Source organism: Bradyrhizobium sp. PMVTL-01 (assembly GCF_051861855.1).
Classification (GTDB): domain Bacteria; phylum Pseudomonadota; class Alphaproteobacteria; order Rhizobiales; family Xanthobacteraceae; genus Bradyrhizobium.
This window is the reverse complement of record NZ_CP193982.1, coordinates 3,937,779-3,950,776: the sequence shown is the minus strand read 5'-3', so window position 1 is coordinate 3,950,776 and position 12,998 is coordinate 3,937,779. Positions and strand designations below refer to the sequence as shown.

The 12,998-nt window shown below is 64.2% G+C and carries 11 protein-coding genes; 4 read left to right on the top strand and 7 right to left on the bottom strand.

Translation table 11 applies throughout. The features are described from left to right. Nucleotides 1-46: 46 nt before the first annotated feature. The 3 genes from ACRQ5Q_RS19035 (at nucleotide 47) to ACRQ5Q_RS19025 (ending at nucleotide 2,174) form a co-directional block, all read left to right on the top strand. Nucleotides 47-685, top strand: a complete 639-nt coding sequence (locus ACRQ5Q_RS19035) for an HAD family hydrolase (RefSeq protein WP_439399471.1) — start codon at nucleotides 47-49, stop codon at nucleotides 683-685. Between the two features lie 110 nt (nucleotides 686-795). Next, on the top strand, nucleotides 796-1,032 hold the full coding sequence (locus ACRQ5Q_RS19030; protein WP_439368650.1) for a hypothetical protein: 237 nt from the start codon (nucleotides 796-798) through the stop codon (nucleotides 1,030-1,032). 116 nt (nucleotides 1,033-1,148) lie between these two features. Continuing rightward, nucleotides 1,149-2,174 (top strand): aldo/keto reductase, encoded by a 1,026-nt coding sequence (locus ACRQ5Q_RS19025; RefSeq protein ID WP_439399470.1) that lies wholly within the window; start codon nucleotides 1,149-1,151, stop codon nucleotides 2,172-2,174. A gap of 380 nt (nucleotides 2,175-2,554) precedes the next feature. On the opposite strand, the gene clpA is transcribed toward ACRQ5Q_RS19025, so the two are convergent. The 3 genes from clpA to ACRQ5Q_RS19010 all read right to left on the bottom strand — a co-directional run bounded on the left by clpA (nucleotide 2,555) and on the right by ACRQ5Q_RS19010 (nucleotide 6,589). After that, nucleotides 2,555-4,963 carry an ATP-dependent Clp protease ATP-binding subunit ClpA gene (gene clpA / locus ACRQ5Q_RS19020; protein ID WP_439368653.1) on the bottom strand — a complete coding sequence of 803 codons (2,409 nt, stop codon included), beginning with the start codon at nucleotides 4,961-4,963 and terminating at the stop codon, nucleotides 2,555-2,557. A gap of 285 nt (nucleotides 4,964-5,248) precedes the next feature. Next, the gene (gene clpS / locus ACRQ5Q_RS19015; RefSeq protein ID WP_027548135.1) at nucleotides 5,249-5,581 is read right to left on the bottom strand and encodes an ATP-dependent Clp protease adapter ClpS; all 333 of its coding nucleotides are present in this window, start codon (nucleotides 5,579-5,581) and stop codon (nucleotides 5,249-5,251) included. 669 nt (nucleotides 5,582-6,250) lie between these two features. Continuing rightward, nucleotides 6,251-6,589, bottom strand: coding sequence for a phasin family protein (locus ACRQ5Q_RS19010; protein ID WP_439399468.1), 339 nt, complete (start codon nucleotides 6,587-6,589; stop codon nucleotides 6,251-6,253). Nucleotides 6,590-6,977: 388 nt separating this feature from the next. Between ACRQ5Q_RS19010 and ACRQ5Q_RS19005 the strand changes: the two genes are divergently transcribed. Continuing rightward, on the top strand, nucleotides 6,978-8,822 hold the full coding sequence (locus ACRQ5Q_RS19005; RefSeq protein ID WP_439368655.1) for a serine hydrolase: 1,845 nt from the start codon (nucleotides 6,978-6,980) through the stop codon (nucleotides 8,820-8,822). Between the two features lie 213 nt (nucleotides 8,823-9,035). On the opposite strand, the gene ACRQ5Q_RS19000 is transcribed toward ACRQ5Q_RS19005, so the two are convergent. From ACRQ5Q_RS19000 to ACRQ5Q_RS18985, 4 genes are all read right to left on the bottom strand, one after another. Next, nucleotides 9,036-9,761 (bottom strand): DnaJ domain-containing protein, encoded by a 726-nt coding sequence (locus tag ACRQ5Q_RS19000; protein ID WP_439399466.1) that lies wholly within the window; start codon nucleotides 9,759-9,761, stop codon nucleotides 9,036-9,038. 62 nt (nucleotides 9,762-9,823) lie between these two features. Then, nucleotides 9,824-10,567, bottom strand: a complete 744-nt coding sequence (locus tag ACRQ5Q_RS18995; RefSeq protein WP_439368658.1) for a VWA domain-containing protein — start codon at nucleotides 10,565-10,567, stop codon at nucleotides 9,824-9,826. 127 nt (nucleotides 10,568-10,694) lie between these two features. Beyond that, entirely contained in the window at nucleotides 10,695-11,555 is an 861-nt protein-coding gene (locus ACRQ5Q_RS18990; protein ID WP_439368659.1) for an alpha/beta fold hydrolase, read from the bottom strand. Between the two features lie 338 nt (nucleotides 11,556-11,893). Next, entirely contained in the window at nucleotides 11,894-12,817 is a 924-nt protein-coding gene (locus ACRQ5Q_RS18985) for a division plane positioning ATPase MipZ (protein ID WP_439368660.1), read from the bottom strand. Nucleotides 12,818-12,998 lie beyond the last annotated feature (181 nt).

The following is a 12,998-nucleotide window of genomic DNA, read 5'->3' as shown; positions in this document are numbered from 1 at the left end:
CGGCCGTCTAGCAACGGGCGGCAGTCTCAACGCCGGTTCCGCCCTGATGGCCACAATCTATTTTGACCTCGACGGCACGCTGACCGACCCGAAGCCCGGAATCACCCGCTCGATCCAGTACGCGCTGGAGCGGTTGAGCCTGGCGGTGCCAAGCGAGGACGAGCTGACCTGGTGCATCGGGCCGCCGCTGCTTGCCAGCCTGAAGAAACTCGCGGGAAGCGACGAACTCGCCGACCGGGCGCTGCTGCTCTATCGCGAACGTTTTGCCGATATCGGCCTGTTCGAGAACGAGGCCTATGCCGGCATCGTGGACACGCTGACGACGCTCGCCGCGACGACGCCGCGCATGTTCGTGGCGACCAGCAAGCCCGCGGTCTATGCTACCCGCATTGTCGATCATTTCGGCCTGAAACCCTATTTCGAGCGCGTGTTCGGCTCCGAGCTCGACGGCACCCGCGTCGACAAGCGTGACCTGCTGCGCTACGCGCTCGCCGAGGCCAAGGTCGATCCCGCCAGCGCGATCATGATCGGCGACCGCAGCCACGACGTCGTCGGCGCCCGCACCAACGGCATGACCGCGATCGGCGTGCTCTACGGCTATGGCAGCGAAGCCGAGCTGCGGGACGCCGGTGCGCATCACATCTGTGCGGCGCATCCCGAGTTGCTCGGTCACTGCCTCGCCTAGTCGCATCGTCCAGACGGCACAGACATCAGCCGCAGCCTTCGTGTACGACGAAGGCAAGGCTCGCCAATTCCAGATTGTCTTGTCACACCGCGTGCCTCAGGCTGGTGCGCATGAGGACTCACGCGACGACAGGCGGATCAGAGCTGCTGCTGAGCATGATCGCGATCCGGCTCGCGGTGCTGGTCGTGGTGGGATGGGGTTTGACGCTGCTGCCGCAGCAGGATCGCAACACTGACCTCGCCTGCGTTTCCCCATCCGTAGCAAGGCGCGCGGCAAATCCTCCGGCGAAGATCGTCGGCCCGCGCATCGTCGACGCCGCGCTCGACGACATGCTTGGGCATGACTAGGGCGTTCCCAAGCAAGGCCGCTATGTGAGCGCGTGATAGGACAAGGCGCCCGCTTGCGTTAGTTTCGGCACCAAGGCCGCACCAAATCAATCAGCGGCCAGCCGAGGAGCCTATCGATGGAATACCGACGCTTGGGCCGGTCCGGCCTGATGGTGCCTGCTTTGAGCCTGGGAACGGGCACTTTCGGCGGCGTCGGCCGCCTCGCCGCCTGGGGTACGACGGACGCGACCGAAGCTCGGCGTCTTCTCGATATCTGCCTCGAGGCCGGCGTGTCGATGTTCGACACCGCCGACGTCTATTCGCTCGGCGAGTCCGAGCGCGTTCTGGGTGAGGCCATCAAGGGCCGCCGCGACAAGGTGCTGATCTCGACCAAGGCGACTTTCCGCTTCGGCGACGGTCCCAACGACATTGGCTCGTCACGGCAGCACCTGCTCGCGGCCATTGACGGTTCGCTGAGCCGGCTCGGCACCGATTACATCGATCTGTTCCAGCTGCATGGTTTTGACGCCTTCACTCCGCCGGAAGAAGTGCTCTCGACCCTCGACGTGCTCGTGCGCGCCGGCAAGATCCGCTATGTCGGCGTCTCGAACTTTTCGGGCTGGCACCTGATGAAGTCGCTCGGAATTGCCGACAAGCACGCCTTCCCGCGCTACGTCGCCAACCAGACCTACTATTCGCTGATCGGGCGCGACTACGAATGGGAGCTGATGCCGCTCGGCCTCGACCAGGGGCTCGGCGCAGTGGTCTGGTCGCCGCTCGGCTGGGGTCGCCTGACGGGAAAAATCCGGCGCGGTCAGCCGAAGCCGGAAGTCAGCCGCCTGCCCAAGACCGCCGAGTTCGGCCCGCCCGTGCCCGACGAGCACGTCTATCGTGTGGTCGACGCGATCGATGAGATTGCCAAGGAGACCGGCAAGAGCGTCTCGCAGATCGCCCTGAACTGGCTGCTGCAGCGCCCCACCGTCTCGACGCTGATCATCGGCGCACGCAACGAGGCGCAGCTGCGCGAAAATCTCGGTGCGGTCGGCTGGTCCCTCACCAAGGATCAGGTCGCAAAGCTCGACGCCGCCAGCAAGGTGACGCTACCCTATCCCTATTGGCACCAGCGCACGACCTTCACCGACCGCAATCCCCCGGCAGTGTGACGAGCGCCCTTGAGCTGCTCTCAGAAGAGCCGAGCGGGAGAGGACCGCTGGGATCGCCGCAAATATCAGCATCTCATCGACACCTTCAGGCGTGGTAGCCGACGCCCTGCTCGGCGGGGCCGCCGGCTTTGCCGGCAATCCCTGCCGGGCGGCGTGGTCGGCATGGGCGTCGATGCTGCGACCGGCGCGGCAACCGAGCCCAACCCCCCGGTCATCGTGACGATGCAGTCGTCTGTCCGAGCTCGAAGCGCGCGACCGCCCGCGAAGCGGCCGCGGCGGCCGGCGGAGCGGCGCCCGAGGCAGGAACCTGAGGATCGCTCGCAACTCAGAACAAAAAGGCCGGCTTCGCAGCCGGCCTTCTCGATTTCATCACATGCCGATCAAGCCTTGACCAGCGGTCCCTTGGAGGTCGGGCCCTTCGAACCGCCGGGGCCTCCCGGCTTTGACTTGCCCGGCGGGCGCTTGCGGGTGCCGGGCAGCTTCTCCTGCTTCGGCGTGACCGGGCCCTCGACGAACTCGAAGCCGATCTTCTCCTTGGTCTCGTCGGCTTCGTCCTTGACGAGAACGACGCGGACGTGGCCGCCGCCCTTGAGCTTGCCGAACAGCACCTCGTCGGCCAGCGGCTTCTTGATGTGCTCCTGGATCACGCGTGCCATGGGACGCGCGCCCATCTGCTCGTCGTAACCGTGCTGGACCAGCCACGCCTTGGCCGGCTCGGACAGCTCGATGGTGACGTCGCGGTCGCCGAGCTGCGCCTCGAGCTGCAGCACGAACTTCTCGACGACGGTGCCGATCACCTCGACGCTGAGATGGCCGAACGAGACGATGGCATCGAGACGGTTGCGGAATTCCGGCGCGAACTGCCGGTTGATCGCCTCGTGGTCGTCGCCTTCCCGCTTCGAGCGAGTGAAGCCGAACGCCTGCTTGGCGAGATCCGCCGCGCCGGCATTCGTGGTCATGATCAGGATCACGTTGCGGAAGTTGACCTGCTTGCCGTTGTGGTCGGTGAGCCGGCCGTGATCCATGATCTGGAGCAGCACGTTGTAGAGATCGGGATGCGCCTTCTCGATCTCGTCGAGCAGCACCACGCAATGCGGATGCTGGTCGACGCCATCGGTGAGCAGGCCGCCCTGGTCGAAACCGACATAGCCGGGAGGCGCGCCGATCAGGCGCGACACGGTGTGCCGCTCCATGTACTCGGACATGTCGAAGCGCAGCAGCTCGACGCCGAGCGTCGCCGCGAGCTGCTTGGCAACCTCGGTCTTGCCGACGCCGGTGGGGCCCGAGAAGAGGTAGCAGCCGATCGGCTTCTCCGGCTCGCGCAGGCCCGCGCGTGCGAGCTTGATCGAGGCGGCGAGCGACTCGATCGCCTTGTCCTGGCCGAACACGGTGCGCTTCAGGGTCTGCTCGAGATGCTTGAGCACCTCGGCATCGTCCTTCGACACGCTCTTCGGCGGGATCCGCGCCATCGAGGCGATCGTGGTCTCGATCTCCTTGATGCCGATCGTCTTCTTGCGCTTGTTCTCGGCGACCAGCATCTGCGCCGCGCCCGACTCGTCGATCACGTCGATCGCCTTGTCGGGCAGCTTGCGGTCGTGGATGTAGCGCGAAGAGAGCTGCACCGCAGCCTCGATCGCCTCATTGGTGTACTTCAGCCGGTGGTAGTCCTCGAAGTACGGCTTGAGGCCCTTGAGGATCGCGATCGCGTCCTCGACCGTCGGCTCGTTGATGTCGATCTTCTGGAAGCGCCGCACCAGCGCGCGGTCCTTCTCGAAGTGCTGGCGATATTCCTTGTAGGTGGTCGAGCCCATGCAGCGGATCGTGCCCGAGGCAAGCGCCGGCTTGAGCAGGTTCGACGCGTCCATTGCGCCACCCGACGTCGCGCCCGCACCGATCACGGTGTGGATCTCGTCGATGAACAGGATGGCGTTGGGATGCGCCTCGAGCTCCTTCAGCACTTGCTTCAGGCGCTCCTCGAAGTCGCCGCGATAGCGCGTGCCGGCGAGCAGCGTGCCCATGTCCAACGAGAACACGGTTGCAGCCGCCAGGACCTCCGGCACTTCGCTATCGACGATGCGCTTGGCGAGGCCTTCGGCGATCGCCGTCTTGCCGACGCCGGCTTCACCGACGAACAGCGGATTGTTCTTCTGCCGGCGGCACAGCACCTGGATCGCGCGGTTGATCTCGGAATTGCGTCCGATCACCGGGTCGATCTTGCCGTCGCGCGCCTTCTTGTTGAGGTTGACGCAATAGGTCTCGAGCGCCTCGCCCTTCTTCTTGGCGTCCTCGCTGCCCTTGGTCTCGGTCTCCTCGTCGACGCCGCGCACGGGCCGCGCCTCGGAGACGCCCGGCCGCTTCGCAATACCGTGACTGATGTAGTTGACTGCGTCGTAGCGCGTCATGTCCTGCTCTTGCAGGAAGTAAGCGGCATGGCTCTCGCGTTCGGCGAAGATCGCGATCAGCACGTTGGCGCCGGTCACCTCTTCGCGCCCCGACGACTGCACATGGATCACCGCGCGCTGGATCACGCGCTGGAAACCGGCGGTCGGCTTGGCGTCATCGGCGCCATCCGTCACCAGGTTCTCGAATTCGGTCTCAAGATAGTTGACGAGGCTCGTGCGGAGCTTGTCGAGGTCGACGCTACAGGCGCGCATGACGGCGGCTGCATCGGAGTCGTCGATCAGAGAGAGCAAGAGATGCTCAAGCGTCGCGTATTGGTGATGACGCTCATTTGCGATCGCCAGCGCACGATGCAGGGATTGTTCAAGGCTTTGGGAAAAAGTCGGCATTCGCGTCCTCTATGGCCCCCACCATCATGGTCGTGATCGCCCGGTCAGGCAACAACAACCTTTGTCACATATAGTTATACAAGATCGCGGCGAAAGACCGGTTCCGCGACACGACACCTAGCCATCTGGGCAATCTTCGATGCAAAACCCGTTCCGATTTGGGCGGGATTGGCGCTGGTGCAGAATTAATCTTGCCGGCTGCAGCAGACGTCGCGCGCAGGCATCACGAGACAATCACCCTGCGACAGACACGAGAGCCGGCCCCGAGAGGCGCCGTAAGGTGACCTACTTCTTTTCCATCACGCATTGCAGCGGATGCTGGTGCTTGCGGGCGAAGTCCATCACCTGCGTCACCTTGGTCTCGGCAATCTCGTAGGTGAACACGCCGCACTCCCCGATGCCGTGATGGTGAACGTGCAGCATGATCTTGGTGGCCGCCTCGACGTCCTTCTGGAAGAACTTCTCCAGCACGTGGACCACGAATTCCATCGGCGTGTAGTCGTCGTTCAGGATCAGTACCCGGTAGAGGTTCGGTCGCTTGGTCTTCGGCTTGACCTTGGTGATGACAGAGGTGTTCGGACCCGTCGGACTGCCGGAACGGTTCTCGTCATTGCTCATCCGGGGAGCGGGAGCGGCGATGGCCGCGGACAGGTCGAGTCTGGACAACAGTTGCGGCATGGCTCAGGCGTTCAAATTCCCCACGGAAGCGTATGACGGTCCGCCGCGGAGCCCCGGACCTCGGAGCTTCACGCGGGCGCGCCGCCTCGTTGGATCGCCGCTTCCAACCGGTCCGGTCAAGCCGTATCGGTGATCAACAATATGGGCCCGACCCCGGCTCGCCGCAAGCGTGCAAAGGTCCGGCCGATGCGGCCGCGACGGTCCCGATTCCCGATCCGGACGATCCCGACCGAGGTTAGTCAATCTGGGCCGATTTGACAAAAATTTCCGCGCCGCCTGGCCAGGACATGTTGATCAGGAACCGGCCGGCCAACTGAGCTGTGACGGTTCGCGCGCGAGCTCTCCGGACTTCTACGGTTCAGTCGACCTTCCGCCTGAATCGCCTGGCGCAAAATCGGGCAAGGAAGAAGCCGGGCGAAACGCGGGGACCCATGGACCATCATGATCTTCGTGCGCGCAAGCTCGCCCCGAGCAGCGAACCCAATCGGCCACACATTCAGTACGATCGAGTCGGCCGTGCTGCGCGTGGCGCGCCGAGACGGACCCGGGCGACAAACGAAAAGCCCGGCTGTTCAGCCGGGCTTTTGCTTTCAGGATATCCGAGAAAGCTTAGTTGGCGGCAGGGGTGAACTTCGACACGATGGTCTCGACCGGCTTGAACGCCTGCTTGGCGAGGTCGTTGTAAAGGCCGGCGATCTTCTGCGATTCCGCGACGAAGGTCTCGTAGGCGGAACGGGCGAAGTCGGTCTGGGCTTCCATGGCCTTGTCCAGCGACTTCACGCCGGAAAGCTTCTCGACGAAGGACTTGGTGTCTTCGAACGACTTCTTGGTGTAGTCGCCATAGGCGCTGGCGATCGCCTGGAGGCCGTGCTGCACGGAGGACGCGGAGGCAACGCACTGCTCGAAGTGCTCTTTCCCGTAGTTCTGAAAGTCTTCAACCTTGAACATTTCGGAATCCTTTTCCCTGGCTCTCGTCGGGAAGCCCCGGCTCCCTGACTACTGCCCATAATTAGTGCAACGCACAATAAAGTCAAGAATCTTGTGCGATGCACAAAACTAAATGCGGATCACGGAAATTTCCAGTTATTCCCGCAAGGGTTCCTTAAGCTTTTGGAAACCGCAGGCCCCTACCCTGATTCCCTGGACGTGTTCAGCTTCTGCAAGCGGCCAAAGCCGTTTGAGAACATCACCTTAGCCAGAACAGCGGCTCAGGCCCAACGTCCCCCGCAGCGAACACAAGCGGAGGAACAGCCTGAGCAGGTAATGATCCCGGGTCGCATGGGCACAATTTCGCCTCACGGGCCGGTGATCAAGTCAGAAACGGGGACGGGGTTCCATGCTTCGTAAAAACTTGTCTTCCTCGCGCTTGGCGCGGGTTGGCGTTTTCGGGCTTCTTACGGTCACCACCGCAGTCATCTTCACCACCGATGCTGCCGAGGCGCGGCGCCACCGGCGGCACTACGCGCACAACCGGGTGCAGCGCGACGTATCCGAGAGCTCCAGCCCGAAATTCGCGTCCATCATCGTCGACGGCAATTCCGGCGCGGTGCTGCAGTCGAACAACCCGGACGGAATCCGCCACCCCGCCTCGCTCACCAAGATCATGACGCTCTACCTGCTGTTCGAGCGTCTCGAGTCAGGCAAGATGAAGCTCGATACCGAGATGCCGGTGTCTCAGCACGCCGCCGATCAGGATCCGACCAAGCTGAACCTGCGCGCCGGCCAGACCATCCGCGTCGAGGACGCGATCAAGGGCCTCGTCACCCGCTCCGCCAACGATGCCGCCGTGGTCATCGCGGAAGCGATCGCCGGAGACGAAGATGACTTCGCCCAGATGATGACGCGCAAGGCGCGCTCGCTCGGCATGTCCCGTACGGTCTACCGCAATGCCAACGGCCTTCCCAACGACGAGCAGGTCACGACCGCGCGCGACCAGGCCACGCTCGGCCGCGCCATCCAGGAGCGCTTCCCGCGCTATTATCGCTATTTCGCCACTTCGACCTTCAACTGGCGCGGCCAGTCGATCCGGAACCACAATCACCTGCTCGGCAGCGTGGAAGGCGTGGACGGCATCAAGACCGGCTACACCCGCGCCTCCGGCTTCAACCTCGTCACCTCGATGCGCCGCGGCAACCGCCATTTGATCGGCGTGGTGCTCGGCGGCCGCAGCGGCGGCTCGCGCGATGCCATCATGCGCAACCTGCTCGCGGAGAACCTCGAGAAAGGCGCGACCACGCACACCGTTGCTGCCGTCACCGAGCGCAATGGCGCTGACGCCTCTGCCGAGGTTGCCGATGCGTCGGATACGCCGGCCCGCCCCGCTCCGCAGGTCCAGGCCGCCGCTCCTGCTCCCGAACCCGCCCAGTCTCGTCTTGCTGCGCGCCTGTCGACGCTTGCCGCGGCGACGGCCGCGGTGCCGCCGGCCCCGCCCAAGCCGGAAGCCAGCAAGCCCGAGGTCCGGCCGACTGAATCCAGGATCGAGCCCGCCCCGCTCACCAATGGTGTGATCTCGAGCCAGCCGCTCTCCATCATCCCCGGCTCGTCCGAGCCGATGAAGCCGGTTCGGGTCAAGACCGTTCAGGTCAAGGCCGGCGCCGTGAAGGTCGCCTCCGCAGCCCCGGCTCCGGTTGCTCCGCAGGTCACGAGCACGATCGCCTCCCGCTCCGACGTTGCGGAGACCTCCGGCGCCGTCGTCGCCCGCGCCGATCTGATCAACAGGCCCGAGCCCCAGATTCAGCCGGAACCGCCGAAGGCGGACGTCGCGCGCGCCGAGCTGCCGCGCCAGCCGGCTGGCTTTGGCACCGGCAACGGCATCCTCGGCGTGCTGCCGGCCACAACCGGCGCCGCGGCCGCACCGGCCGCTCCGAAGCTTGCGTCCGCCGATCCGGCGCCGCAGCCGATCCAGATGAGCGCCACCAGCAAGCCGGCCGTCCACAGCGGCTGGATTGTCCAGGTCGGCGCGCTGGAAAGCGAGAACGAAGCCCAGCAGCGCATCGACGCGGCGCGCAACTCGGCCCGCGGCCTGCTCAGCAAGGCTGATCCGTTCACCGAGCCTGTCGTCGCCAAGGACAATCGCAAGCTCTACCGCGCCCGTTTCGCCGGGCTCGAGCGCGACCAGGCCGAAGCCGTCTGCCGCGCCCTGAAGCGCGCCGACATCTCCTGCATCACCGTGCGCAACTGATCGTCGCACCGCTTTGATCAAAATGCCCGCGCCTTGCGCGGGCATTTTTGTTTTCGGCCCTGCGTCCGGCCTGTTCCGCGACAACCTCTCGTCAACAATTTACGGTTAAATTTTTACTCAACGGATCGACCACGCCGACAATGGCGGGCATCGGGGCGACAGACAGAGCAACGGAGCTCACGCGGTACGAGCGTTTGTAGCGTAGTGCCGGAGTTAGCCGTTATGCGTGCGAAGCAGAGTATCCTTGGCCTCGTTTACCCGGGCAGCGAGATACGTCGAGCCCCCCTGGTCGGGATGGAGTTTCTTCATCAGGGATTTGTGGGCCCGGCTGATGTCCTCGCGCCCCGCCCCCGGCTGCAGGCCAAGGATCTGATAGGCTTCCTCCGCCGTCATTTTGCCACTCGCCGCCGTGCGGCGCTGCCTCCCTGCCGCATCACCCTGCGCGTTCTGACGCCAAGCGGGAAACCGGCGGTCCAGATAGCTTTCAAGTAAGGCCACGCTCTCGGCGTCGAACGCCGGGACCATCGCCAGGAGGCCCGCGAGATCGAACTCGTCGAGATCGCGCCCCGCGTGAGGTCCGGCGACGATCCGGCCTCCGAGCTGGCCGGAATCGTGGTCGAGCCGCATGTCGAGGAATTGCGAGCGCACGCGCGAGGCCTGCCCGGACGCGGGCGCAGCGCCGCCGCCAAAGAGTCCGCCGATGTTGCCGAAGCCGGCGTTCGCCAATGGCGTCCAGCCGAGCAGCCCGGCCCCGAAAATTCCGAGCGGGATCGCAACCGCCAGTTCGCCGCGCAAGCCCGTGAAGGCCGCGACCGCCAGCGCCACAACGCCACCGCCAAACTTGATGGTGCGCGCCAGCACCGCCGGATTGGCGGAACGGAACATCTGGAGCAGCAGATAAAGCGTGATAACGGCGACGACGCCGGCGATCAGGGTCATGGCCGGAATATAGCCGTCCTGCCGGCAAAATGCATGGCGTTCACCGCTGAAGGCCTGATCTCTTACTTCATCTGGCCGATCAACATCGCCGCACCGTTCGCGCTTCTGGCTAATTTCAGCAGCGCCTCGCGGCCGCCCGCGGCATAGGCCGCCGCCGCACGCAACAGCTCGCGCAACTGCGCCGCAGCGCCCGGATCAAACCGGCACCAGGCGCCGCCGGTCAGACGCGCGATCTCGCGAAAGGCCTTTTCAGCCACCGCATCGTGGCCCTCCTGAAACAGGAAGACGGGCACCTTGAGCATGCCGAGCTCGCCGGCCCTGGCGCAGAGCTCGTCGATCTTCTCCTCCATGGCGTCGCCGACGAAGACGAGGGCGCGCACGCCGGACGCGATCGCCTCGCGCCGTGCCTCGCTCAGCACCTTGCCGATCTGGGTGTCGCCGCCGCGGCAATCGATCTTGCTCATCAGCGTCGCCAGTTTGGTGCTGTCGGAGATCCATCCCGAGGCGCGGCACTCGTTGAAGCCGCGATAGTAGACCAGGCGGATCTCGAGACTGCCGAGCGCCGCGGTCTCGCGAAACATGTCGGCCTGGAGCGCGCAGGCCATGTCCCAGGTCGGCTGCCGGCTCATCGTCGCATCCAGCGCGAAGATCAGCCGCCCCTTTGCGTCGGGCGCATGCGGCGATAGGGCACGGGCCTTCGCGACGAAGGCAGCAATGTCCTCCGAAGTCGACGTGCCGGCCTGCACAGCTCCGCCGGGCTTCGTGGAAACGGCATCATCGCGCGGCTTGATGGGTTCGCCCGACATCGCTGCTCAACCAAGGCGTGGGCGACTAATGTGGTGAACGCAGGCAGCCCGGTCAATGTGCAAAGCCTCCGCGGGCGGACGCCGGCGGAGGCATTGCACAGATCGGCATCGGCCGGTCAGTGAGGTGTCAGCTCTTGGCGGGGGCCATCAGGGCGACCGGGCCGGGCTCGAGGATCTTGGGCGGGGACGACTGCGTATCGACCGGCGCGACCTCGCTGTCCGTCGCGCTCAGGAACTTGTCGAGCATGCCCTGGATCGAATTCTTGGCCGCATCCGGACCGGTGTCACGCATGTCGTTGTGCTGGAATTCGGTCTTCACGACCTGGATGCCCGCCTTCTCGCATTCCTCATCCGTCGGGATCACGCCCGCGTCGGCCTTGAACTGCGGATCGGTGGAGCGGAACGACAGGATCTTGAACTTGCCGGCAGTGACGAAGGGCACGCGCAGATTGTCGAGCGTGACGACCTTCTTGACCTCATCCGGATACTGCTTGGCGAAGTACATGGTGATGTCGCCGCCCATGGAGTGGCCGACCATCGTCACCTTGTCGTAGTCGGCGTTGGGCTGAACCTTCTTCATCTCCTGCATGGCGAGATGGATGTTGGCGACGCCGCGCAGGATCTGCGGCAGCCGGCCGACATAGAGCTCGCCGGGCTTGGTCACCATGGGAGGATCACTCGGCAGATCATGCTGCGGGCTCACGACCATGTAGCCGCGCGCAGCAAAGATGTTGGCGAGGAAGCCGTACTCGGTGTTCTTGACGGTGTTGCCGTGATTGATCACCGCAACCGGCAGCGTGATCATGCCGGCATTGGCCTGCATTTCCTTGTCGCGGCGCACCGCGATGTCGACAGGTACGGGACGATTGTCGCGCGAAGCATCGTAGAAGGTGATGGTCTCGTGCTTGATCGCCCACTTGCTCGCCGTGAAATAGGCGATGCCGCAGAGGGCACTGACCGAAACCAGAACGGCAATTCCACGCTTCATTTTCGTCCTCAGCCTCAGGCTCTTACGGCCTGAATCCCTGTTGAAAATCGTGTTCTTCCGAGGCTCTTCGGCCCCTGGTCGCCTATTCCCTAATATATGTCACAGCAGCGTGACAGGAAGGCTAAATATTGTGAACCGTCAGCCCTTTCATTGTGCGGCGCACTCGTTTCTTGGGCAGCCCATTCTAATACCGTACGTCAGGGTGCAGGCTTACCATCTGACGCACTGGCCGCGATGGGGCTCAATTTCGCAGTAAACATGGGGTGAAACGGCCTAGCACCGCCTTGGTTCCGGGCAGGAACCGAGCTGCCGGTGGACCGGACGTAGCGATATACCGCTCAGGCGCTGATGATGTCGTGAACCTCGAGCGGCTTGTCGACCTGGCTAAACCATTCGGCGCGATTTGCCGCACGGCGGCGACCGCGCTCGTCGAGCGGCAGTTTGAGCTGACGGAGCAGACTCGTCACCTCCTCCCGCGCAGTGAGATGGCCGAGATTGGGCCGCATGCCGAGCGTGGCCTCGTCGATCTCGTCGAGGGCGGTCAGGCCGCGCGGGAAGAATTCGCGGTAGACGACACGCTCGGCGAACCCGTCGACATAACGGAAGCCGAGCCGCAGCGACAAATCCTTCAGTCCGTCGGCGACGAGCTGCTTGTTGCGGGAGCCGAGCATGGACAGGCGGTTGCGTACCACGATCCAGTCGGCGGTCGAGCCGTCGAGCTGGCGGCGCTTGCGCCTGACGTCCCTCACCATCTCTGCATAGTGACTCTCGCCCGTCACCGCGTAGTTGGCGGGATCGACGGTGCCGAGCACATCGAAATCGAGGAAGCTGTCGTTGATCGGCGTGACCAGCGTGTCGGCCATCGAATGGGCGAGCCGCATCAGGTAGCTGTCGGTGCCGGGCGTATCGATGACAATGAAATCGAAACTGCTCTCAACCTCCGACACCGCTTCCATGAACTGCTGGAACTCGGAGTTCTCGTTCTCGGCAATCTGCATGGTCTCGCCGAGCTTGATGCAGCGATGCACCGGCAGTTCGAGATCGAGCTTGGTGCGGCGGGCCCAGGCGGCGCGGTTGTCGATGTAGCGCGTGAAGCTTTGCTGGCGGCAATCGAGGTCGATGGTGGCGACGCGCTGACCGGCCTTCAGGAGCGCAACGGCGATGTGCAAGGCGGTGGTCGATTTGCCGGAGCCGCCCTTCTCGTTGCCGAGCACGACAACATGCGCCGAGCCTGACTGGCCTTGGCTAGCTTGCAGGAGCATAGCGATCCTCAACACCCTGACGAATATCTTCGAGTTGGCCGCGTCTGCGGTCAAGTGAAATGCGTGACAGGTAATGCAAATCGCAGCGCGCCGTTCTTCATCGTGAATTGGCGGCGCCATTCATCGTCTGTGATCCAGCCTACAATGTCGCGACATCGCGCGTGGTCTTGCGCGCGATGCT